The organism is Robertkochia flava, assembly GCF_020166515.1.
Classification (GTDB): Bacteria; Bacteroidota; Bacteroidia; order Flavobacteriales; family Flavobacteriaceae; genus Robertkochia; species Robertkochia flava.
Window position 1 is genome coordinate 43,513 of the sequence record NZ_JAINZT010000004.1, and the last position, 21,971, is coordinate 65,483.

Genomic DNA, 21,971 nt, shown 5'->3' on the forward strand with positions numbered 1-21,971 from the left:
ATGAGTTATAATCTTGATAAGTTAAACGAATTGTCTGGCGGGGATAAGGATTTCAATGTGTCTATCATTGAAGTGTTCCTGTCAGAAACCCCGGCTGATATGGAAAGCCTCGAAGGTGCAGTAAATGCCGGAGATCACGAGAAGATCTACCAGCACGCCCATAAGATCAAGCCCAACGCAGATCTTTTAGGGATGAATGATGCCCTTGAGGCCGTGCTGGCTATCGAAGGACATGCCAGGGGCGATAAGGATATGGATGCCATCCGTTCGCTGACCCAAACCGTAAAAGCTGAACTGGATAAGGCCTATCCCTTTTTTAAAGACTATATCGGGTAGTTTATGCAGGCGGAGATCATAACCATTGGAGATGAGATCCTGATCGGACAGATCATCGATTCCAATTCTGCTTTTATTGCAAAGGCACTGAACAGGATCGGGATCAGTGTGTATCAGATCACCTCGGTACAGGACGACCGGCAGCATATCCTGCAAGCCTTTTCTGATGCCGAAAGCCGGGTGGATGTGGTGATCGTTACCGGCGGACTTGGTCCTACCAAAGACGATATTACCAAGCATACCCTTTGTGAATATTTTGAAGACGAGCTGGTGCAGGACCGCGAAGTCCTGGAGCATGTGGAATGGCTTTTTAAGCAGTATATCTCCTCTCCCATCTCAGAGATCAACCGAAGACAGGCCCTGGTACCATCTAGGTGCCGGGTTTTAAAGAATCACTTCGGTACGGCTCCGGGGATGTGGATGGAGCGCAATGGGAAAGTGTTTGTTTCCTTGCCGGGAGTGCCTTATGAAATGAAAGCCCTCATCGAAAATGCGGTGCTTCCTTTGTTGCAGGATACCTACCACCGTCCGTTTATTCTTCACAAGACCATGATTACCTATGGACTGGGAGAAAGTGCCATTGCCAATAAAATAGAAGCCTGGGAGGATGCCTTACCCCATCACATAAAACTGGCTTACCTGCCTAACCTGGGCAAGGTCAGGCTGAGGTTAACGGCCCGGGGCGAGGATAATGAGGCGCTTACTGAGGAAGTAGACAGGCTCTTTAAAGCCCTGTACCCCATGATAGGGGATTATATTGTTGGTTTCGAGGAGGAAGGACTTGTGGAGGCTGCCATAGGAGCGCTTCTGGCAGAAAAGAAAGAAACCCTGGCGGTGGCCGAAAGTTGTACCGGAGGTGCGCTGGCTGCCAGGATCACCTCTGTTCCGGGAGCCTCCCGGTATTTTAACGGGGGCATTGTGAGTTATGCCACCAAAGTAAAGGAGGAGGTCCTGGGGGTGTCTGCAGACCTCATTAAAACCCATTCGGTAGTCAGTGCAGTGGTGGCAGAGGCCATGGCTCTCGGAGTACGCCAACACCTTGGTGCAACCTATGGGGTGGCTACTACCGGAAATGCCGGCCCGGAGAAAGGGGAGTCGGATGCTGAGGTGGGAACGGTTTTTATTGCCATTGCCACGGAAGATGGAGTTTTCAGTGAAAAATTCAACTTCGGAAACCACCGGGAAAAGGTTGTAAACAGGGCTGTAAACAAGGCTCTGGAAATGTTGCGGAAGGAAATTTAAAAAAAATAGCAAAGCAGCTTGGCTAAAAGGCAAATAATTCGTTAATTTGCACCCTGTTTTGAAATAATACTAAAGTATATAAGAATGTCAAGAGTTTGTGAACTTACAGGAAAGAAGGCGATGGTGGGAAATAACGTTTCTCACGCGATGAACAAAACCAAGCGTAAATTCAACGCTAACCTTGTAAAGAAGCGTTTTTATCTTCCGGAAGAAGACCGTTGGATAACTCTTAAAGTATCTACATCAGCGCTGAAAGATATCAATAAGAAGGGTATTACCGCTGTATTGAAAGAGGCAAAAGCAAAAGGATTTATCAAATAATCAGGATCAATCCAGAAAATAAAGAACGATGGCAAAGAAAGGAAATAGAATTCAGGTTATTTTAGAGTGTACCGAGCATAAGGCTTCCGGAAAACCAGGAACTTCTCGTTACATCACGACAAAGAATAAGAAGAATACTCCGGATAGGATGGAAATCAAAAAATTCAATCCTATTCTGAACAGAATGACTGTTCACAAAGAGATCAAGTAAGAAATTAGCCATAATTAAATACGAAGCGTCATGGCAAAGAAGACAGTAGCAACATTACAATCAAATTCGAAGAGATTAACCAAAGCGGTTAAAATGGTAAAGTCTCCTAAATCCGGAGCTTATACTTTTGTGGAAGCTGTTATGGCTCCAGAAGCGGTTAACGATTGGTTAAGCAAAAAGTAAGCATTCACAACTTTTAGTATATCAAGCTACTTTCTTCCCGAAAGTAGCTTTTTGTTTTTTTATATTTACAAAGGCGATCACACCACCTCCCCCGGGAAAGATCTGCAGCACCGGGTTGATTCCCCCGGTAAAATTGGGAATCGTTAATATTCTTTCGGAATATGAGCTTTTTTAAAAAGATATTTTCATCAGAGAAAAAGGAGACCCTCGATAAGGGACTCGAAAAATCCAAGACCAGTTTTTTTAATAAACTCGGAAAAGCCGTTGCCGGTAAGTCTAAGGTAGACGATGAGGTACTGGACAACCTGGAAGAGGTGTTGGTAAGCAGTGATGTCGGGGTGAATACCACCCTTAAGATCATAGAGCGTATCGAAGAACGCGTTGCCAAAGACAAATACCTCGGTACAGACGAACTCAATCAGATCCTCAGGGAAGAGATCGCCTCCCTGCTCTCTGAGACCAATATTGGTGAAGAGACAGAATTTACCATTCCTTCAGATAAAAAGCCGTATGTGATCATGGTGGTAGGGGTTAACGGGGTTGGTAAAACCACCACCATCGGAAAACTTGCCTATCAGTTCAAAAAGAAGGGAAAAAAGGTAGTACTGGGTGCTGCCGATACCTTCCGTGCTGCAGCCATAGACCAGTTACAGGTGTGGGCAGACCGGGTAGATGTGCCTATCGTAAAACAAAGCATGGGGAGCGACCCTGCTTCTGTAGCTTTCGACACCCTGAAATCGGCCATGGCCCAGGAAGCCGATGTGGTGATCATAGATACCGCAGGACGTCTGCACAATAAGGTAAACCTGATGAACGAACTTACCAAGGTAAAGCGCGTGATGCAAAAAGTAGTGGGCGATGCTCCTCACGATGTGCTGTTAGTACTCGATGGTTCCACCGGACAAAATGCCTTTGAACAGGCAAAGCAATTCACAAAAGCCACGGAAGTGACCTCCCTGGCAGTTACCAAACTCGACGGTACCGCCAAAGGAGGCGTGGTGATCGGTATTTCAGACCAGTTTAAGATCCCGGTAAAATATATCGGGGTAGGTGAGGGTATCGAAGATCTTCAGGTTTTTAATAAGTTCGAATTCGTGGATTCGTTTTTTAAGTGATGAGTGATGAGTGACGGGTGACGCGTGACCTGTTACATCTTCTAAAACATCTCGTCTTTGCGAGGAGCGAAGCGACGTGGCAATCTCCCAGTTTAAGTGACGGGTTACGGGTGACAAGTTACAGGTTACAAGGGGATGTAAATTGTAGCATCCGTCTTTGCGAGGCCATGTTAATGGCCGTGGCAATCTCCCTAATTAAGGTACAGAGGTACGGAGGTATGGAGGTACGAAGGTACCGGCTGCCATACATATTACAAAACATCTAGTCTTTGCGAGGAGCGAAGCGACGTGGCAATCTCCTTAATGAGGGTACGAGGGTACGGAGGTATGGAGGTACGAAGGTACCGGCTGCCATACATATTACAAAACATCTCGTCTTTGCGAGGAGCGAAGCGACGTGGCAATCTCCTTAATGAGGGTAAAGAGGTACAGGGGTACGAAGGTACGATGGTAGTTATGGATGAATTGTGAATTTTGAATTCTGAATTTTAGATGAAGACTTACAATATTAATAATTAAAAACCAACCTGACCATCTCAATTTCCCACTAACCACTAACAACTCCCGACTAACCACTAACAACTCACAACTCCCGACTCCCTACTAACGACCTACCGTGCTTCGTACAGGCAGGATTTCCTACCGGAAGGGATGGCAAGCTCCCGACTCCCGACTAACGACTCCCTACTAACGACTCCCGACTAACCATTACCTCCCTTACTTAGGAAACAGCAATGCAATACCGAAACGTACCCCAAAGTCGGCACGGTTGGCATTCCCGTAAGGAATCCGGGGTCCTATAAAAACTGAGGCCATCTGAGAGCCAAGGGAAACAACTTTTGAACCCGTTAAATTGATGGTTCCAAGGGTCAGGTCATTTTCCCAATCCTGGGCTAATTCTGTATTAAAGGACAGGGCATATCCGCCTGGAAAATTTTTTGCTATAAAAGGCTGGACAAAGGTGGCGTTCACATCGCTGCGGTTATCATCGCCGGCTATCGACCAGGTGTGATTTACCAAGGCTCCTATAGTCAGGCTTCCGGCCTGTTGCAGGGCTACAACCGTTGGGCCAATCCCAAATTTTTCTCCTCCAAGTAAGGCCTTGGTGGCTGTTGGTACGAGAAGTACGGGCCCCACTCCCCAGGTGAGTCCGCCTGCAGTGGGTTTTTTAGGCGAAAAGAAGGTGCTTAACACGGCATCCCCTAACCCGAATTGACTATTGGTATTGACTACATCGTTTTGCCAGATCACCGGCAGGATCACCCTGGCAATTAGGTTCCAGTCTTCCGAAATGCTCAGAGGCACTACCGGCTGTATATTTAAGAGCATCCGGCTGCCGTTATAAGGATCAAACCCCCAATCGTAATTAAACTGGAAAGGCACACTGATCAGGCTGGCTACCGGGTTCTGTAATTCCTTGGCCAGGAGATCGGCTTCTGAGATCTGCTGTTCTTCCTGTGCCAACAGGGAAATAGAGGTCAGGAAAAGACAAAATAACAGAAGGCCATATCTGTACAAGGTAGAAGTTGATTTCATTTGTAGTGGTTTTATTGTAAAGTTATGAAAATTAACCAGTTATATGGTTAAGGAGTTAAAACGTTATATAGGGAAGCAGGGAAACAGGGAGGCAGGGAGGAAGCCCCCCCATCCGCTTTGGCTTTGCCAAAGCACCTTCCCCCCTCGGGGGAAGGATAGTGTTGTTCTTTAAAAGTTGCCGAAAATAAAAAGGAACATGATCCCCTCCTTTCCAAGGAGGGGTGCCCGAAGGGCGGGGTGGTTATTCCAAGGAAGGGGTGTGCTGAAATAATAAATCTTACCATAATTTAACAGATCGCCGCGCTCTCTGTGTTCGCTTGCGAAGACATCCATCTCACAGGCTACGTACCTCCGTACCTTTGTACTTCCGTACCCTGATAAAGCAGATCGCCGCGCTTTCTGGGTTCGCTCGCGAAGACAAAGGTTGGGTTATAGTGAATCGTTAGTCGGGAATAGGGAGATTTTCGCTATCCCTCGTACCTGGGTAGACTGATTAGGGTGATTGACATTCCTCGCTTTAGTGGGACTCGCGAAGCCACCTATCAATAATTCATAATCTATCATCAATAATCAAGCGTATGCCTCTCGATACACCACGCATTTGGCGTGGCACTCGAGGTGACTCAATCTCAAACCTCTTTCTCTTTCTGTTTCTGTTTCTGTTTCTCTTTCTTTTACTCCGGAGTGTACCATATCGGACTCGTATAAGCGCGGTCCTGAACGGTCATTTTTGTTTCACTTGGCATTTTTACTCCGTAGAACTTGGTGTCGTATGCGGTCCATCGCGGACGGGGTATTTCAATAACTCTTATGTAGTAGAAAGCACGCTGACCGGGATCAAAATCCGGATCCTTCCAGAAAGCGGTTAACAGGGGTTCTCCAATCGAGTTGGTCCAGGTGGCATTTTTTACATCTACGGTGTTCCCTACTGGGTCGGCTTTTCCGTTTGATTTTACTTTTCTTCCATCACTGAGGGCTACGTTGTAGATCTTTTCTTTGGCTTCGCCATTTTCCACAAAACCTTTTACTACCTGGATACGATCCAAGTTGGCCCCGTCAGGATCTCTGAGTGCCCTGATCAGGAAGGTGGGTGCCTTTCCTGAGGAAGCAGCTTTTAGATCACCTCCCATAGGGACCCCTCTTTTATAGCCTTCTTCGGCAAAATTGGGCAGGTGTTCTTCCCCTTCTTTAAAGTCCCATCCTGCAAATACCCTTACCTTGATCCTTGAACCGGTTGTACCATATACCTCCCGACGCCTGAACGCATCCCAAATGGCCTCCCGGGTATTCTCCCGGGCCCAGGCTGCTGCCAGTCCGGAAGCACCGAGGTCAATAGCCTTTATATCGAGGTCTTCACTAACAGGAGATTTGATTAAAACATCTTCAAAACGTTCCGGGCTGGGTTCTACAATGTTGGCCTTACCCCACCAGTTCTCCTCGGAGGTAGAGGCCAGTCCCCCGTGGGCATCAGTAGATCCTACCATTCCAAATTTGAAAGGATTGGCACCGAGTTTATTCTCAAGAACCAAACCGTCCATTAAAGCTCTTCGTGCATATTCAGTTCGAATCATTTCAGGAGTTTTCGGTTCTCTTCCGGAGAGATTTCCTTTATCAATAATCTCGAAGTCGGCAAATTCATCGTCGGGAGACAACAGGGGGTGGGCTTCTCCGGTACCTTTAGGCTGGGTAACCTCAAGTACGGGCTCGTAACGGGCTCGCATTTTGGCGTAATTGGCATCAAAGGGCTGCCCATCCATGGTTTCCAGCATAAACATCATCCCGTTAGACAGGTTCCCGTTATGGGGAATCGCCAGGGCCCTGCCCCCGGTCTTTTCCTCGTAATTTTTCATGTATTCCCAAAGGTCTTCAGGGTCTTCAGAGTCGTATAGAGACATGGGTACAACCTGTTTTACCCGGTCGGCCCCGTCGCGGAAGAGTACATTACGGTGAAGGTTATTCCCGTTAGGGGCCGAAGTCCACTCAAATCCGTGGATGGTGGTGAATACACCGGGATTATTGTATTGCTCTGCAAAACCGATGATCTGTTCCCAGGCGGTACGTTGCATATCCGGGTTGTCTATCAGGTCTTCTCCATCGTTCATCATGGCTACCCATTCGATGAAGGCATCATATCCGTTACCAGCCTGCATCATATCATACCATTTTTTTCCCTGTTCCGTAGCCAGTACTGTGGGGTCTCCTTCATTGAGAAAAGGAGCAAGCCCAAGGTTTTCAGCATGATCTGCAACAACCAGGAAATCCAAGGGACGTTTTAACCGGGCTTTTTGTCCGGTACTTGTTGTAATCGTATGGCCCATAGCAAATCTGTATGCATCTTCGGGCCCAACCGTATTACCGGCCATTCCGGCATCGGTAGAATAGGAGGTGTGCAGGTGGGTATCGCCCCAAAAAATTTCTGTTGGAAAATGCTGATCGACATAAGGAGAGTAATTCTTATCCTTTTCAGGCATTTCCTCCTTGGTAGGACGAATCTCCTGTCCAGTAAGCATTAAAGGACATAGTGCGATTACTAATGCAACATAAAAAATTTTCATACTGATCTATTTAATAAAATTGTTCATTAAAAATGTTCTGCCAAATGCATAGAATAAGGGAGTTCCAATCCTGATCTTTAATGGGGAAGTATCTCTTAGCTCGGGATAAATTCTCTGGCAAGCAGGGAGTTTCGTAAAATTATAAATTTTTTTAAAATACTGATATACAGAGTGTTGAAATTTAATTAGGTGTGAGTTTTTACAGTTATGCGCTAATGGTATAATAGAGAGAGAAGGGGAGGCAGGTAGACGGGGAAACGGGTAGGTAGGTAGATAGGCAGGTCTCCTTCAGGCTTCCAAATTAGTTGCTTATTGTCTTCTATTTATGATCTTATAAGATTGGACATACCCCTTCCGTCTTCAGGCTGTGGCCTGAATCCACCTTCCTAATTTAAAGAGGGCTAACTTTAGCACACCCCTTCCGGTCACGCTGAAAGCGTGACCGGAAGGGGTGTGCTCAATTATACAAAACTTACTTTAATCCGGCAGATCGCAGCGCTCTCTGGGTTCGCTCGCGAAGACAAAGGTTGGGTTATAGTGAATCGTTAGTCTGGAATAGGGAGATTTTGGCTATCCCTCGTACCTGGGTAGACTGATTAGGGTGATTGACATTCCTCGCTTTAGTGGGACTCGCGAAGCCACCTATCAATAATTCATAATCTATCATCAATAATCAAGCGTATGCCTCTCGATACACCACACATTTGGCGTTGCACTCGAGGTTACTCAATCTCAAACCTCTTTCTCTTTCTGTTTCTCTTTCTGTTTCTCTTTCTATTACTCCGGAGTATACCAGATCGGACTGCTCACCCCTCGTTCCTGGTGCACCAGTGGAACCTCATCCGGGAGGTCGAGATCATGCCTGATCTTATCAAAGAGTGTCCATCTCGGGGTGGGAATTTCCAGTACCCTCACATAATAGAAGGCCTGCAGGGAGGGGTCAAAATCGGGATCGCTCCAAAATGTGGTGAGTTCGGCCGCTCCGATATCATTTGTATATGCTGCAGTTTCCATGTTTACTGTATTTCCCACAGCGGGTAATTTGCCGTTCCCATCGAGCTCCCGGTCTCCGGCCCAGGCTGCCTCGTATATTTTTTCCTGAGTCTTGCCGTTGGCATCCACCCATCCTTTAATCACCTGTACGCGGTCCAGATTAGCTCCGTCGGGATCCTTTACCACATGGATCAGAAATCCCGGCGACTGGTCGCCCTGTCCTCCGTTCAGCACACTGCCCATGGGTACACCTTTGTCGTACCCTGCTTTCGCCATTTCGGGGCCCATATCACCTTCGGTAATTCCGAAACCACCGAAGAACCGCATTTTTAGTCTTGGCCCGGTAGTAGAAAAGGTCTCCCGGTTATACATGGCTTCCCAAAGGGCTTCCCGGGTATTGGATTCGGCCCAAACCCCCATAGTACCGGAGGCGGCCATTTCCCATCCCTGGTAGGCATCATTGTTGCCCTCTACCAGGGGGAACTTCCAGCGTTCGGCATTGGAAGGTTCTACCGTCTTGAATTTTCCGTAGAATTCAGATTCATCCAATGAGGAGAGTGCCGTATGGGTGTCGCTGGCACTGTTGGAACCGTACATAAATGGATTGGCTCCCAGTTCCTGTTCGATACGCATCCCGGATTTTAATCCTTCCCGGTAATATTCGGTTTTCCAGGCTTCTTTAGAAGTTTTAGGCTTTAAAACCAGGTTCCCCCGGTCCCAGAGCTCGTAATCGGCAAACTCGTCTTCAGGCGATAGCCACGGATGGGCTTCGCTTTGTCCTTTATACTGGAAGAGCTCCATCAGCCTTTCATATTTCTGTCGGGTTTCTGCCCATTCCTTGGTCATGGGGGTGCCATCGAATTGTTGTTCTTCATACATACGTCCGTTCGACATATTTCCATTGTGAGGAATGGCAAATACCCGGTCCCCGGTTTGTTGTTCGTAGTTGGCCATCCAGGCCCAGAGTTTTTTAGGCTCTTCGGTTTCAAAGGTGGTCAGTGGAAGTACTCCCCGGGCTTTATCGCCTCCATCCCTGTATATGATATTGCGATGCAGGTTGTCTCCGCCTCCGGCATTTACCGTCCATTCATAGGCTGTAAAGGTGGTGAATTTGCCCGGCTGATTGAATTTCTCTGCCGCATCTATGGTCTTATTCCAGGCGGTTTTCATCCATTTGGGATCCATGACTTGCTCAGGGAGTTGGCCATTGGACTGCAGGTTGATCACCTCGCTTTTTGCGGCCGCCGCCGCCGACTCCTCTCCGGAAGCAAAAGCCTCGTTCCAGCCTTTGAGAATATCGCTTTCCATCATTTCAGGGTTTCCGTCGATCACCTCATTTATGGTGCCCATGCCATCGGAGTGGTCAGAGATCAGGAACCAGTCATAAGGTTTTTTGATCCGGGTTTTGATCCCCGAATTAGAGGTGACTTCTTCCCCCATGGCGTAGCGATAGGCATCTTCCGGGGTTAAAGTGGCTCCGTCCAGTCCGGCATCAAAAGACCAGCCGGTATGTACGTGGGTATCGCCAAAATAGGCCTCTTTCAGAGGATTTACAGCAATATCCACCGCAGTGGAATCTGCTGCGGTATCTGTAGTATCTTCATTTTTTGTTTCGGTTTTGCAGGAAATTATAAGGATCAGGGCAAGAAGGAAGGTTGTGATCCGTAACATCTTATCAGATTTTAAGATTTATGCAGTAAATATACTGAAAATCAATTCGTTATGTAAAAAACAGTTATTGTTTACGTGATAAGGGAAGATAGTGCTAAAGTGATGAGGAGATGAAGTTATTGGAAAGATTAGTGGGGAGGGGGAGGCAGGGAAACGGGGAGGCAGCAAGGGTCATTAGGAGGCCTGTGCAGATGGCCGTGGCAAACTGTTATAGGTTTATAATTGGCTTTATTGGGCCTTCTATTTATGATCTAATAAGGTTTGAAAAACCCCTACCGTCAATGCCTGTGGCATTGACACCTTCCCCTTACTAAGGGGAAGGAGAATTTTAAATTATATGTAATCAGATTATTCGATTTCTGAACTATTATTTAGCAGTCTTCCAATGGAAAACCTTCCCTTTCCCTTCAATAGTGGAAGATTTCTTCAGCTGAGCTGATAACGGAAGGGGAATGAAGAACTGTGTACAGCCTTCTTATTCGATCTCGAACTCCAACTCAAACTCCAACTCCAACTCCAACTCCAACTCCAACTCAAACTCAAACTCAAACTCCAACTCCAACTCAAACTCCAACTCACTTCTCTCCTCCCGATTCACTATCTCTTTTCATCTTCCCCCTTCCAATGGGGATCTGTGCAAAAATGGCCCATTGCATATTGGTCTGGTTCCCGGTTTCATTTTTGAGCACGTCTGAAAATCCTCCGTGATAGCGGAACCCAATGGCTGTTAATTTTTCCTTCCCCAGGTAATACCCGATGCCGGCCAGCCAACCAAAATCCCATCGGGCTACCTCGTCATCGATGCGGTTAATGTATACCAGGGTATTTTCTTCATAATTGGTCTTAAAGATATCCCGGGCACGGGTACGGAAGGAGACCTGTGGGCCTAATTCCATAAAACCTCCGAAATTCAGCACGTATTGCATGGTTATCGGAATACTCAGATAGTTGATCTCCCTCGCTACCTGAGCTTCGGCAAAGGAGATGTCTAGGGCAGCATCGTTCAGGGAGTAGGGGGCTAATTCGGAAGTCCCTCTTTTATATTTGGCCAGCATGGCCAGGTTGCCCCGCCAGTGGCCCCCAAATTTTCGGGTAAAAAACAACCCCAGGTTAAAGGAGCGCAGGGGTTTCCCTTCGTCAATATGGGAGTAATCGTTCCAGGACTGGTCGAGGTGGATCCCAAAGGCCATTTTGTCGGAGTTCAGGTCATCCCCGAAGATCAGGCTCATTAAAACCTGCCCGTGTAAAGGCGAAAAGAGCAGGAGCAGGAGTACGGTGGTAATGACAGTTTTCATAGGTGGTTTTTTATTTGGCGTCAGTTATTTTCTCCCGGCCAGATTTATGATATAAGCAAGGATAAAAATAACGAAACATAACAGGGTTATTGGCGGAAGTCCTCCATGCCAATCCTGAGGTCGTCCCCAGCCCTGATACCCCATCATGAACAGGTGCAAGGCAGTAAAAAGAAAAGAGGTAAGGAGGGTTCTCCGGGAATTCATAAATCTCATAAAGGCCTGGTCTTCCTTTAAAAAGGTGTGGAATGAAGCATTGTAAAGCCATAAGAACAGAAATGCGGCGATCCCTGCTACCATGCTTATCCCTGCCTGGGTGGTATAGCCTCCATCCGCATCAAAGAATTTTCCAAAGATCTCCGGTTTAAGCAGGATCAGGCTAAGGAAGAGATGGAACAGGATAAGGAAAAATCCACTGATACCCAGGGTTTGCCTGGCATTAAGCCATCCCTGACCTACCCGGATGCCGATATTGCCCATAGGTCCCAGCGTATAATTCAGGGCAAGACAAAGAAACCCGGCAAAGCAAACAACCTTATTGAATACATAGGTGGGGAACATATGCCAGGGAACGGGACCAAAGATATGATACCTTAAAATGGCATATCCGCCAGTGAGCACGAGAACTCCTGCAAGAATGCGAAATCCCGGATGCCGGAACCCGGAAGCTTCTTCTCTGGATAACGGATCTACATCCATGGAGATAGTTTTATTATTTGTTCTTTAATATTTCTTTTTCAACCCCTGGAAGCGGTAATTCAGGTTGAGCAGGAACTGGCTTCGTTTTCCGAACACCCCCAGTTCTGTTCGCAGCATCCAGTGTTTGTTGAATTGGTACTGGGCCCCCAGGATCATGTTAAAAGGGGCTGCGACCTTTTTATCCAGATAGTAATCGATGGTGGTATTATCGAAATCAATACCGCTTACTCCCTCCTCCAGGCGGTTAATGATCTGGTTGGCCACCAGCCGCTGTGGGGGAGCAAGGCCTTCTGCCCAGTTTCGCAGATTCGCTATCGTTTGACCGGACCCTGCACTGGGGAAAATGTTTTTAAACGGAATGCTCCCTTCCGTATCACTCTGAATGCTCTGGTAGAATACTCCCGCCCAGACCGACAAACTGCGCTCCGGGTTAACCGGGGATGCAATGGTATGCCCTAAACGCAAGCTGGAATTAAAAGCGGGAACCGGTTCCACCACCGCCTCTACATCGACCCAATTATAATTGTTATCCCAGGCGATCCATACAGGGCCAACAGCACCGGTGAGAGTAGCACCCACACCGAAAGACCCGGCACTCAGCTCCTGGGTGGTTTGCAGGCCGATGGGTTCCAGGAGATTTACATCCGTTTCTGTGGTTCCACCACCAAATATGGCATAGATATTTAAAAAGGGCAGTACCCATAAGTCCGGGCGAAAGGTATAGGCATAGGTGGTGGCTATGGTGGGCCCAAAGACGATATAATCGCTGAAATCTACCAGCTCACCGCCATTGATCCCAAGTAAAATTCGGTCGATGCTGATCTCCTGCCGCTGGGTGAAGAACACAAAACTGGCACCCCAGGGATAGGGGATGTCGTAGCCCCTTTCATATGCCTTATCGCCCCAGATAGGGAAGGTGTAATTGTACTGCATCCGGGTGATGCTGTCGCGGTATTCCTGATAGGCTTCGTTATCAAATTTCAGGACACCCTGAGCCGATAGGGAAATGGTGTATAAGAAAAGGAAACACCACAAGGTGTTACGGAGAGTGCTATATCTGTGCCCCATAGTAGTGAATTTCTTACCCCGGGGCGAAGGGATTTAGTTTAGATGATGTAAATATATGAAAATCAACGAAATAAGTTGTAAGGGATTTCGGGATGTGGGGATACAGGGAGATGGGGAGATGGGGATGCAGGGAGGCAGGGATGCAGATCGCCACGGGATGCTACGCGCCCTGCCTTTGACAGGAAAACTCGCAAAGACGTGAGTATTAAAATTCATCTTCATGTCCAAACTCAAACTCGAACTCGTACCTGCGTTGGGGAGATTGCCACGTCCCGCCTTGCGGGACTCGCAAAGACGAGATGTACCATATTAAATATTCCGTACCACGTACCTCGTAACCTGTACCTTAATTAGGGAGATTGCCACGTCCCGTCTTGCGGGACTCGCAAAGACGAGATCTGACAAGTACTACCTAACCTTCTCAAATTACTACCCTCGTACCTCCGTACCTCCGTACCCCTGCCTGCGGCAGGCAGGTCCGTACCTTAATTAGGGAGATTGCCACGTCCCGCCTTGCGGGACTCGCAAAGACGAGCTGATTTGTAATACGTACCCCTGCCTTTAGCAGGTAAACTCGCCAAGACGAATTCTGACATTCACAACTCACAACTTATCACGGGTGCCATAGATCTTCTTGATCGCCTCCAGGTTCTTCTCCATCCCTTTCAAAAAGTCGGTATCCCCGGGTTGCCCTCCCATGGGAGTGATTACCACACTTTTGATACCCATCCTGGAGAGTTTTTCCACATTCTCAGGTAATGGCTCGCCTTCCCAGATGATCCAGGTTACGCCTTCATCCTTCATTAAATGTTCGATCTCATGTTCCATGTCGTGGTTGATGGGAGTTTCCGGTTCCCAATGCAGGCTTTTCCCTTCGATGCCATAAGCCTCAGTCAGGTATTGGTATACCGGATGGGAAAAGGCAACGGTGGTAGTGTTTCCTTCCGGAACGCTGTGCTGGAAGGCTTCGTGCAGGGTGTTCAGGTCGCTGGTAAGTTCTGTGTAATTTTTTTCGAATACTTCTTTTTGCTCCGGTTGCAGTTGCACCAGGGCACTTTTAACCTGTTCTGCCTGTTTGGCTGCCAGTTCCAGGTTGAGCCAGGTGGTAAAGGCGGTGCCTTCATGGGCGTGCTCGCCTTCGTCTCCGTGACTATGGGTAAAAGTGGCGCCACTGGACAGGAGTTGGTTTTTAAACGATTCACTTGTACTCACTACTTTTTCTTCAGGCAGGCTTACGTTCATCATCCAGTTCTCAAAGGAGGCGCCGTTCACCAGGATGAGGTCGGCCGATTGCATGGCTGCAATAGTATCGGCTACCGGCGTCCACCCGGAAGGATCGGAAAGTGACCCGGCAGGGAACCGGAGGTCGATGGCGTTTCCTCCGATACGATCGGCAAAATAGTAGACCGGGTAATTACTCACATAGACCACGGGTTTGAGCGCTGTCACAGCGGCGGTATTTTGAGGGGTTTCTTTTTGTTTGCAGCCTGAAAAGGTTGCGACTGTAATCATAATTAAAATTGCCTTTTTCATTGTTTTAGTGTATTAATTTTTCCAATAAGGGGATTCCTAAAATAGCGATCACAAGCAGGTAGGTCAGGGTGAGGAGCAGGCTCAGGGCAAATACCAGTAGGATCTCCAGGGAAAGGACAGCCGTAATTCTACCCCTTGCGGCCCCGATATAACGGAGGGTCTGTATTTCTTTTTTTCTGAGTCTTATGGAAAGGGAGAAGACCAGCAGGGTAATTACCAGGGTTGCCAATCCAATGGAAACGGCAGCCAGGGTAAGGATCTCTTTAATGGAAACCACCGTTTCCAGGAGTTCTTCCACCACCAGTTCCGGTACAACGATCTGGACGTTGTCTCCCTGGGTCTCGTATCTTCCACGCAGGATAAGCTCCGATTTCTTATCCTTGGGCACGGCAATAACCGCATTAACCGGGTAGCTGTCCGGGTTGCCGTGAAAGTGAAAGGAATTGATGTTCTCCGGGGTGATCTCAGTATAGGAAAGTACAGCTTTACTGGCAACAGCAATGCTGTCGGTACGCGACAATAGCAAACTGTCGGAGGTTACGGTGGTCAGGTCGTCATGACCATGAGCTTTCCCCGATATCACCCAGGTGGTTTTGATATCGGTGAATACAGCATCGTCATCAGGGGTATTCGTTTGTTCTAAAACACCCACAACGGTCATCTTCAAAGGAAAACTTCCTGCCACGTCAAAGGCTCCGGCAGGAGAGGAGATCACCGCATCGCCCACCTCGGCCCCAAGAACTTCGGCGGCAACAGCTCCCAGGACACATTCGCCTAAAACGGCCATAGGTCGGCCTTCCCGGAATTGCGTATTTCGAAATCCAAAATACTGGTTGGAGGTACCAATTATGGGTTGGGTCTTGACCCTGTAATTTATGTGGAGAGGGATTGCTGTGGCCAGCCCTTCCTGTTCGATGGCTTTAACCTCATGGTATTCGAGAGGGGGTATTCCCGGGTCCCTGAAATAAAGGGAGCTCAGGGTCAGGTCGGTGGCACTGCCTTTGCTGCCTGCCAGCAGTGGGGTGGTTACCGCCCTGGCCATCATCCGTTCCGATCCCCGGTTGGCAAAAAGATTCAGGGCCGTGGGGATAAAGATCACCATGCTGATAGCAAAGACCAGCAGCAGGGTTTTTCCCCAATGGTATTTCAGGTAATTCCATGCCAGGTAGATACTATGATTCATCTGTTTTGGAATTTCGGTTGAAACTATAGGTGCTCAGATCAATCTGCTGGTCAAATGCAGAAACGATTTCCCGGTCATGGGTAACCAGCACCAGGGTGGCCTTAAAGGTATCGCAATAGTCGAAGATGAGCCTGAGAATGGCATCGCGGTTTTTGGCATCCAGGTTGGCCGTAGGTTCATCGCAAAGCAGGATTTCCGGGGTGGCGATCATCGACCGGCAAACAGCAACCCGTTGCCTTTCTCCCTGGGATAATTGTCCCGGGTACCGTTTGGATTTATCCCGGAGGCCTACAGCATCCAGTAATTCCAGGGCGCGCTGTCTATGCTCTTGTCCGAATTTTAAAACAGGATTAATGCGCAGGGGAAGGGTCACATTGTCGATCACCCTCAGGTAATCGAGGAGCTCGAACTCCTGGAAGACCAGGCCTGTTTTTACAATTCGCAGATCCTGGAGTTCTGCCATGCTGTACGTGGTCATATCCAGGTCGTTCAGGAAGATCTTCCCGGAATCGGGACGAAGGATGCCGGCCAGCAGTTTTATAAAGGTGGTTTTTCCACAACCACTGGCCCCGGTAACAGCTACCCGGTTCCCTTTGCCAATTTCGAGGTGGTCGATCTCCAGCGAGAAATCCGCTGTATAGGAGAATCGGACATCCCGGCAGCTGATCACAGGGTAGCCGACGGGATCACTTCCCGGTCTTCGGAGTCGAGTATGATCTTTGAGATCTTCCATGTATCGTTGTCAGTTTTCATTTCTATGGTACCGGTATACCGGTTACGTCGATAGTGAATATGTTTCAGGTGTTTTACCCGGGCGGTTACTGTCCATGAGGCCGGATAACTTAAGCTGCTTTGCCCGGAAGGGGTTTCCGCATCGCCTAAAAGGTCGACCTGAACATCTTCCACAGTTACCTCCGAGCCCTCTCTGAGTCCCATGGTGAGCCGTCTTCGGCTGTCGAGGTAGATGTTGTCCAGCAGCTGCTCATCTACATTGGAGGAAAGTGCCTCAAAAAGGGCCTCTTCATCCTCAATATTAAAGGCGGAATAGGTGTTCGATAACACCTGTTGCATTACGGCCTGAACCTGGCGTTGATCCATATCGGCTGAACTGAACCAAGGGTTGATTATACCTGTCTTTAGCGGTAAGCAGCAAAGTGCCAGTCCCATAAGCAGCAGGGATGCCACAGGCTTGCGTTTACCAATACCCATATCCCTGTGCACCTTTTTCTGTCTTGGCCAGAACAAGATGCCGGCCAAAAGCAGCCCAAGGCTCAGGAGGGGAGCCTGTAATTGGGGATGCAGGCGAAGCGTTCCCGGGGAGAATCCTGCCCTGGCGATGACAATCACCCCGATCATTATCACGGACAATGCAGCAAGTACCCCGAATATTGTGATTCTTGAATTGCCGGTTTTTTGTCTTAGGGATATCCACCTGATCAGAGGAAATATTACAGAGGCTGTAAAAGTTACGATGAGTCCAAATTCCAGCGATCGGGCAACGGGATAAGACAGGTGCCGGTCTGTGTATTGGGCGAGAACGATGCCGCTCCCCAATCCAATGACAGTTGATAGCAGGGCTGAGATCCAACCCGGATTTGTTTTTCGGTAATACACTGCAAATAATAAAAGAACTCCCGATGCAAGGGTAAACTCTGTAGTAAAAGGTGTTTGGAATCCGGAAAATCCGAGTACGATACCTATTAGAAAGGGTATTAAAAGAAAAAGCGTCCGGGATTGGCGTTGTGTTTCTTCCATCAGCATAAATCCCGTTACCACCACCAGGGCAACAGTCCAGAGGACTAATGGAATGGTGGGGAAAAGTGATGGAGTGTCCCAGAGCAAAGTGGCATGATAAAAGAGCAATCCGAAGGAAACTGTTCCCAGGAGGATATGGGTCTCCCGGAAGTTGGCTAAATCCTTATTTGAGATCAGGGGAACGAGCGATAATCCCTGCCTGAACAACAGGTATAACAGCCCAACTCCCAGTATGATTCCCGTTAGCGTCCAGAACATAAGAAGCATGGTTTCGGAGGAGGTGTAACCGGAAATGGTATTTAATTCGGGATATTGAGCTCCGAGAAATATCATGGATACCATCAGCGGGAGGAGCAATGCCTTAGCATTAAAAAGTTCTTTTCGGGAGGTATAATTTTCCAACACCAGGAGCAGGGATAACAAAAGAGCGGTGAGGCCGAAGATCCATCCGGGTGTCCTCAGCAATTCAAAATAAGAAAGCAGATGCCCTGCGATGATCCCCAGGGAAAGCAGGAAAATTGTTTTTAATGCAGAAAGGTCGCTTTTGAGGATCAGGATGAACAACAGCAGTGCAAACAGGTAATTGCTAACGGGGATACGCATGCCCTTATAGATGCCTTCAGTAAGGTTCTGCCAAGGCGAAGGTGGATACGGAACTTCGAACCATGCTGCTGCCGGGTTCAGGGTAGTGCTGTAAACTCTGCCCTCCAGGGTCCCGATCTTAAGGATGATGTTGATCTGACTCCCCAGCAATCCGCTGATCCCGATGTTTTGCCCGTAGAGTTCCTGTGGGTCGCATTTTATGGTCCATCGTATTTCCTTGACATAGGCATTCCCGGTTACCTTTGGGGTTTCCAGGTTCTTACAAAACTCCGGAAAAACCGGGGCGGCTTTAAGCACTTTTCCCTGGATCACGGGCAATACAAAATACACTTCGAATACCCCGGGTTCGACTTCCTGGAGTTCCAGGCGGGCGGGGTAAACGATATCAGCTTTTATGCTGAAGGGCAAAAGCAGCATGCACCATAAAAGGGATCGGAATATATTTTTTATTAAAAATCTATTCATCGATCAGATCTTTAGCCATGCCCTGGTAAATAACTTCATATTGCTGAAGGAGTTCTGTGTAGAATTGTTCTTTAGCAGCTTGTTTCTCTTCGTACTGCAGCATATTAGCAATTTCATTCTTTACCTTATCCAGGGGTAAGGGTTCAGCAGGAACAAGTGAATCCAGGTAGATCAAATGTAATCCGAATCCGGATCGAACGGGACCTGACCATTGCCCGACAGGCAGCTCCATTAGCGAGGCTGCAAATCCGTTACCGAATTCCCGGTCGATGGCATCGGTGGTTTGCAGGTTCATCCTGGGGGGTAAAAGCGAAGGGGAAGCCATTTCCATCCCTTCTTGAGGAGACAGGTTTTCCCGGTTCCAGGCAGATGAAAGTTCAGTCAGCCTGGTACTGTCTTTTTCATCCTTAAGGTATACCTGGTGAAATTTAAGCAGTGCCGGGGCGATGAATTGCTCTTTACGGAGATCGTAATACGCTTTGATGTCTTCTTCAGTAATGTCCCGTTCACTTCCCTGTCCTTCTGCCAGCATATCCATTTGAGAGATCAGGGCACGTTTTACTGTGGCATTGTTACGGTCCATCTCCTGGTTCAAGGCCTCCCGGTACACCACCTCGTCCTGTATGTATGAACCCATAATTCCCTGTAACTCATCACGCGTAGGCATGCGTTTCCAGGTGCGCTGCCAACCGGCGATCATATGCGCCAGCTCGGCATCGCCAATAACAACCTTACGGTCTTGCAGCTCCGGTTGCCGGGGCCCATAGATCAATAATAGGGTTATACCCAGCAATAGTCCGAATATGAAAATACGTGTCACCGGAAGGTTTAAAAAAGTACGCATTGATGTAAATTTTCTATTAATGTATTGAAAAATAGTGATTTAACATGTGCTTTTGGACCAAGTGTATGATATGAAATGATGAAAGGATTTTAAAAATAAACGAATTACAGAGAGAGCAGGTATCAGGGAGGAACAGTAATGGCATCCCGTCGCACTGCTACTACCCCCTTAAGGGCATGGCCTCTTTGGTAATTCGATTGAAAACCATTATACTATTACTATGCAAAGAATAAATGATGAGGTCCTCACCAACAAAGTAATCCCTGATCCCATAGCCTCGGCAGCCCAATGCGCCCTGGAACACTTTCCGGAGTTAAAGAATACCCCGATCACGTTCAGATTCAATGAAAAAGCCGGGAAATCGGTGATGAAGGCACAGCCGGAATTCAGGAGTTTCTTTCGGAAACGAAGTCAGCGCAGGTATTATATCTTTATCAGTAGGACCTTTAACCTCGGGGGGCAGGTTTTTAATACCAAACAGATTCCGGAGGAGGTAATGATCGGCTGGCTGGGACACGAACTTGGGCACATTATGGATTATGAGACCAGAAGTAAATGGAACCTGTTCTGGTTTGGGCTACGATACCTGTTTCAGCCGTCGTATACACGTAAGGCAGAGCGTGTTGCGGATACCTTTGCTGTGGAAAACGGGATGGAAGCCTATATCCTTAAAACTAAAAACTTCATCCTCGAACACGCCGACCTTCCCGAACGCTATAAGGCCAGGATACGCAGGTACTACCTTTCGCCTGAGGCCATTGTGGAATTGGTTCAGGAGCGCGACCGGATATCTTAATCCGTATCAGCTTCACCGTTCACGAAACGCTCCCACTCCTCGAATTTTTCTTCATTCATGACCCGTTCCATCTTTACCTGACCTCCTTTTTTCTTACTGCGTTCATTCCAGCGATAGAAAACCTCCGGAGACACCACTTTTACCTTGACGCCTTTAAGGGCTTTATTCCGGGCTACACCGTAATTTTTATTGGCCTGCTGTAAATGGGAATCCAGGATCTCCGCCAGGGTGCCCTCGTCCTCAGTGGTTTCCGATCCGAGGTACCAGCAATGATAAAAGCCATCTTCAAATTCCTTTGCACAAATGGTATACTCAAGAATGCCTTTATCCAGGGTCTCTTCCAGGTGTTGTATTGCCTGGTCCAGTTTATTGACCGATAACTGGGAGCCTACCACATTGAGGAAGAATTTGGTACGGCCGGTAATTCGGATCTCCTTTCTTTTCAGATCGGTAAATTTGATGGTATCGCCAATGGAATAGCGCCAAAGCCCGGAGACTGTGCTTATGATGAGAATGTATTCGGTTTGGGCTTCCACCTCTGCGATGTTCAATGCCGGAGCGTCCTGGGATACCGAACCATCTTCTTTTATGTATTCGGGTAGGAAGGGTACAAATTCGAAGTATATCCCATTGTCGGTAAGTAACTTCATGGCGGTGGTTTCCGGCCGTTCCTGCAGGGCGATGAATCCCTCAGAGGCCAGGTAGGTGTCGATCACCTCCACAGGTTTTCCCATAAGAGATTCAAAGTTTTTCCGGTAGGGTTCAAAAGCCACCCCTCCTGAGGTATACACCTGCAGGTTTGGCCATATGTCATGGATGTTGTCGAGACCGTTATGGTCGATCACTTTTTCCAGCATTAACTGTATCCAGGAAGGGATGCCACTAATAGCTCCGATGTCCCATTCCTTTGCTTTTTCTGCGATCCTTTTTACACGTTCATCCCAATCGTCAATGGAAGCGATCGCTTCCCCCGGTTTATAAAATCCCCTGAACCAAAATGGAATATTATCTGCGCTGATCCCACTGATTTCTCCCTCTTTATGTCCGTCTCTGGTATCGAGATTGGTGGAGCTTCCCAGCATCAGGATCTCCTTTTCAAAAAAGTCCGGAGACATCTCAAAATGGGTCATGGCATACACCTGCTGCTTACCGGCTTCGGTAATGGCATCGAGCATTTCACGGGTAACAGGAATCCGCTTGCTTTCATTACCCGTTGTTCCGGAACTCAGGGCGTAGTATTCCGGAGCCCCCGGCCAGGTAATGTTTTCCTCCCCCTCATGGAGCCTGTACCACCACTCCTGATGAATCATGTTATAATCAAAATAGGGCAGGGCTTCCGAAAACGCAGCCTGCATGTCATCGGCCTCCAGAATTTCTCCGAAACCATAGGCCTTTCCGAAAGCGGTGTCCCTTGCCGTATCCAACAGCATTTTTAAGACTTTTCTCTGTTCCTCAACGGGATCAGGTAACGCAGTCACCTGCTCCCTGAGTTCCAGATATCCTTTGATAATGTGTCCGAGAATGGCCATAATGCGAATGATGTGAAATTATTATAATGCTCTGAAGTTAC

The 21,971-nt window shown here is 47.9% G+C and carries 21 protein-coding genes; 9 read left to right on the forward strand and 12 right to left on the reverse strand.

What is annotated here, in order from left to right:
* The 6 genes from K7R11_RS05200 to ftsY all read left to right on the forward strand — a co-directional run bounded on the left by K7R11_RS05200 (nt 1) and on the right by ftsY (nt 3,408).
* Nucleotides 1-336 (forward strand): Hpt domain-containing protein, encoded by a 336-nt coding sequence (locus K7R11_RS05200; protein ID WP_224489210.1) that lies wholly within the window; start codon nt 1-3, stop codon nt 334-336.
* Between the two features lie 3 nt (nt 337-339).
* The gene (locus K7R11_RS05205; protein WP_224489212.1) at nt 340-1,578 is read left to right on the forward strand and encodes a competence/damage-inducible protein A; all 1,239 of its coding nucleotides are present in this window, start codon (nt 340-342) and stop codon (nt 1,576-1,578) included.
* Nucleotides 1,579-1,662: 84 nt separating this feature from the next.
* The gene (rpmB, locus tag K7R11_RS05210) at nt 1,663-1,899 is read left to right on the forward strand and encodes a 50S ribosomal protein L28 (RefSeq protein WP_136336969.1); all 237 of its coding nucleotides are present in this window, start codon (nt 1,663-1,665) and stop codon (nt 1,897-1,899) included.
* A gap of 28 nt (nt 1,900-1,927) precedes the next feature.
* Nucleotides 1,928-2,110, forward strand: coding sequence for a 50S ribosomal protein L33 (gene rpmG, locus K7R11_RS05215; protein ID WP_224489214.1), 183 nt, complete (start codon nt 1,928-1,930; stop codon nt 2,108-2,110).
* Nucleotides 2,111-2,140: 30 nt separating this feature from the next.
* Nucleotides 2,141-2,293 (forward strand): DUF4295 domain-containing protein, encoded by a 153-nt coding sequence (locus K7R11_RS05220; RefSeq protein ID WP_224489216.1) that lies wholly within the window; start codon nt 2,141-2,143, stop codon nt 2,291-2,293.
* Between the two features lie 161 nt (nt 2,294-2,454).
* Nucleotides 2,455-3,408, forward strand: a complete 954-nt coding sequence (gene ftsY / locus K7R11_RS05225; RefSeq protein ID WP_224489218.1) for a signal recognition particle-docking protein FtsY — start codon at nt 2,455-2,457, stop codon at nt 3,406-3,408.
* A 717-nt stretch (nt 3,409-4,125) separates the two neighbouring features.
* Here the strand turns inward: ftsY and K7R11_RS05230 are convergent.
* The 3 genes from K7R11_RS05230 to K7R11_RS05240 all read right to left on the reverse strand — a co-directional run bounded on the left by K7R11_RS05230 (nt 4,126) and on the right by K7R11_RS05240 (nt 10,163).
* A complete protein-coding gene (locus K7R11_RS05230) occupies nt 4,126-4,944 on the reverse strand; it encodes a hypothetical protein (RefSeq protein WP_224489220.1) in 819 nt (272 codons plus the stop codon).
* Nucleotides 4,945-5,618: 674 nt separating this feature from the next.
* Complete coding sequence (locus tag K7R11_RS05235) at nt 5,619-7,499, reverse strand: DUF3604 domain-containing protein (RefSeq protein ID WP_224489222.1); 1,881 nt, start codon at nt 7,497-7,499, stop codon at nt 5,619-5,621.
* Between the two features lie 777 nt (nt 7,500-8,276).
* Nucleotides 8,277-10,163 carry a DUF3604 domain-containing protein gene (locus K7R11_RS05240; RefSeq protein WP_224489224.1) on the reverse strand — a complete coding sequence of 629 codons (1,887 nt, stop codon included), beginning with the start codon at nt 10,161-10,163 and terminating at the stop codon, nt 8,277-8,279.
* 110 nt (nt 10,164-10,273) lie between these two features.
* Here K7R11_RS05240 and K7R11_RS05245 point away from each other — a divergent pair, with 110 nt between their 5' ends.
* Entirely contained in the window at nt 10,274-10,477 is a 204-nt protein-coding gene (locus K7R11_RS05245; RefSeq protein WP_224489226.1) for a hypothetical protein, read from the forward strand.
* A 261-nt stretch (nt 10,478-10,738) separates the two neighbouring features.
* Here the strand turns inward: K7R11_RS05245 and K7R11_RS05250 are convergent, their stop codons facing one another.
* Genes K7R11_RS05250 through K7R11_RS05260 form a run of 3 tightly spaced genes read right to left on the reverse strand, consistent with a single transcriptional unit; the run spans nt 10,739 to nt 13,222 of the window.
* Nucleotides 10,739-11,458, reverse strand: a complete 720-nt coding sequence (locus tag K7R11_RS05250) for an outer membrane beta-barrel protein (RefSeq protein ID WP_224489228.1) — start codon at nt 11,456-11,458, stop codon at nt 10,739-10,741.
* Between the two features lie 24 nt (nt 11,459-11,482).
* On the reverse strand, nt 11,483-12,154 hold the full coding sequence (locus tag K7R11_RS05255; protein WP_224489230.1) for a hypothetical protein: 672 nt from the start codon (nt 12,152-12,154) through the stop codon (nt 11,483-11,485).
* Nucleotides 12,155-12,178: 24 nt separating this feature from the next.
* The gene (locus tag K7R11_RS05260; protein ID WP_224489232.1) at nt 12,179-13,222 is read right to left on the reverse strand and encodes a hypothetical protein; all 1,044 of its coding nucleotides are present in this window, start codon (nt 13,220-13,222) and stop codon (nt 12,179-12,181) included.
* 55 nt (nt 13,223-13,277) lie between these two features.
* Between K7R11_RS05260 and K7R11_RS05265 the strand changes: the two genes are divergently transcribed.
* The gene (locus K7R11_RS05265) at nt 13,278-13,424 is read left to right on the forward strand and encodes a hypothetical protein (protein WP_224489233.1); all 147 of its coding nucleotides are present in this window, start codon (nt 13,278-13,280) and stop codon (nt 13,422-13,424) included.
* A gap of 401 nt (nt 13,425-13,825) precedes the next feature.
* Here the strand turns inward: K7R11_RS05265 and K7R11_RS05270 are convergent, their stop codons facing one another.
* The 5 genes from K7R11_RS05270 to K7R11_RS05290 form a co-directional block, all read right to left on the reverse strand.
* Complete coding sequence (locus K7R11_RS05270; RefSeq protein ID WP_224489234.1) at nt 13,826-14,671, reverse strand: metal ABC transporter substrate-binding protein; 846 nt, start codon at nt 14,669-14,671, stop codon at nt 13,826-13,828.
* An 88-nt stretch (nt 14,672-14,759) separates the two neighbouring features.
* Nucleotides 14,760-15,938, reverse strand: coding sequence for an ABC transporter permease (locus K7R11_RS05275; protein ID WP_224489235.1), 1,179 nt, complete (start codon nt 15,936-15,938; stop codon nt 14,760-14,762).
* Nucleotides 15,928-16,671, reverse strand: coding sequence for an ABC transporter ATP-binding protein (locus K7R11_RS05280; protein ID WP_224489236.1), 744 nt, complete (start codon nt 16,669-16,671; stop codon nt 15,928-15,930). The genes K7R11_RS05275 and K7R11_RS05280 overlap by 11 nt, the downstream gene beginning before the upstream one ends.
* Nucleotides 16,605-18,761, reverse strand: coding sequence for a hypothetical protein (locus K7R11_RS05285; RefSeq protein WP_224489237.1), 2,157 nt, complete (start codon nt 18,759-18,761; stop codon nt 16,605-16,607). The genes K7R11_RS05280 and K7R11_RS05285 overlap by 67 nt, the downstream gene beginning before the upstream one ends.
* A complete protein-coding gene (locus K7R11_RS05290) occupies nt 18,754-19,605 on the reverse strand; it encodes a peptidyl-prolyl cis-trans isomerase (protein ID WP_224489238.1) in 852 nt (283 codons plus the stop codon). The genes K7R11_RS05285 and K7R11_RS05290 overlap by 8 nt, the downstream gene beginning before the upstream one ends.
* A 220-nt stretch (nt 19,606-19,825) precedes the next feature.
* Between K7R11_RS05290 and K7R11_RS05295 the strand changes: the two genes are divergently transcribed.
* Nucleotides 19,826-20,401, forward strand: a complete 576-nt coding sequence (locus tag K7R11_RS05295) for a hypothetical protein (RefSeq protein ID WP_224489239.1) — start codon at nt 19,826-19,828, stop codon at nt 20,399-20,401.
* Here K7R11_RS05295 and K7R11_RS05300 read toward each other — a convergent pair.
* Nucleotides 20,398-21,930 (reverse strand): GH3 family acyl-acid amido synthetase, encoded by a 1,533-nt coding sequence (locus tag K7R11_RS05300; RefSeq protein WP_224489241.1) that lies wholly within the window; start codon nt 21,928-21,930, stop codon nt 20,398-20,400. The two genes, K7R11_RS05295 and K7R11_RS05300, sit on opposite strands and share 4 nt — an antisense overlap.
* Nucleotides 21,931-21,971 lie beyond the last annotated feature (41 nt).

Bases quoted from the DNA above. Each gene is read 5' to 3' on its own strand.
- K7R11_RS05200 (WP_224489210.1), top strand. From the start codon at position 1: ATGAGTTATAATCTTGATAAGTTAAACGAATTGTCTGGCGGGGATAAG.
- K7R11_RS05205 (WP_224489212.1), top strand. From the start codon at position 340: ATGCAGGCGGAGATCATAACCATTGGAGATGAGATCCTGATCGGACAG.
- rpmB (WP_136336969.1), top strand. From the start codon at position 1,663: ATGTCAAGAGTTTGTGAACTTACAGGAAAGAAGGCGATGGTGGGAAAT.
- rpmG (WP_224489214.1), top strand. From the start codon at position 1,928: ATGGCAAAGAAAGGAAATAGAATTCAGGTTATTTTAGAGTGTACCGAG.
- K7R11_RS05220 (WP_224489216.1), top strand. From the start codon at position 2,141: ATGGCAAAGAAGACAGTAGCAACATTACAATCAAATTCGAAGAGATTA.
- ftsY (WP_224489218.1), top strand. From the start codon at position 2,455: ATGAGCTTTTTTAAAAAGATATTTTCATCAGAGAAAAAGGAGACCCTC.
- K7R11_RS05230 (WP_224489220.1), bottom strand. From the start codon at position 4,944: ATGAAATCAACTTCTACCTTGTACAGATATGGCCTTCTGTTATTTTGT.
- K7R11_RS05235 (WP_224489222.1), bottom strand. From the start codon at position 7,499: ATGAAAATTTTTTATGTTGCATTAGTAATCGCACTATGTCCTTTAATG.
- K7R11_RS05240 (WP_224489224.1), bottom strand. From the start codon at position 10,163: ATGTTACGGATCACAACCTTCCTTCTTGCCCTGATCCTTATAATTTCC.
- K7R11_RS05245 (WP_224489226.1), top strand. From the start codon at position 10,274: ATGAAGTTATTGGAAAGATTAGTGGGGAGGGGGAGGCAGGGAAACGGG.
- K7R11_RS05250 (WP_224489228.1), bottom strand. From the start codon at position 11,458: ATGAAAACTGTCATTACCACCGTACTCCTGCTCCTGCTCTTTTCGCCT.
- K7R11_RS05255 (WP_224489230.1), bottom strand. From the start codon at position 12,154: ATGGATGTAGATCCGTTATCCAGAGAAGAAGCTTCCGGGTTCCGGCAT.
- K7R11_RS05260 (WP_224489232.1), bottom strand. From the start codon at position 13,222: ATGGGGCACAGATATAGCACTCTCCGTAACACCTTGTGGTGTTTCCTT.
- K7R11_RS05265 (WP_224489233.1), top strand. From the start codon at position 13,278: ATGAAAATCAACGAAATAAGTTGTAAGGGATTTCGGGATGTGGGGATA.
- K7R11_RS05275 (WP_224489235.1), bottom strand. From the start codon at position 15,938: ATGAATCATAGTATCTACCTGGCATGGAATTACCTGAAATACCATTGG.
- K7R11_RS05280 (WP_224489236.1), bottom strand. From the start codon at position 16,671: ATGGAAGATCTCAAAGATCATACTCGACTCCGAAGACCGGGAAGTGAT.
- K7R11_RS05285 (WP_224489237.1), bottom strand. From the start codon at position 18,761: ATGAATAGATTTTTAATAAAAAATATATTCCGATCCCTTTTATGGTGC.
- K7R11_RS05290 (WP_224489238.1), bottom strand. From the start codon at position 19,605: ATGCGTACTTTTTTAAACCTTCCGGTGACACGTATTTTCATATTCGGA.
- K7R11_RS05295 (WP_224489239.1), top strand. From the start codon at position 19,826: ATGCAAAGAATAAATGATGAGGTCCTCACCAACAAAGTAATCCCTGAT.
- K7R11_RS05300 (WP_224489241.1), bottom strand. From the start codon at position 21,930: ATGGCCATTCTCGGACACATTATCAAAGGATATCTGGAACTCAGGGAG.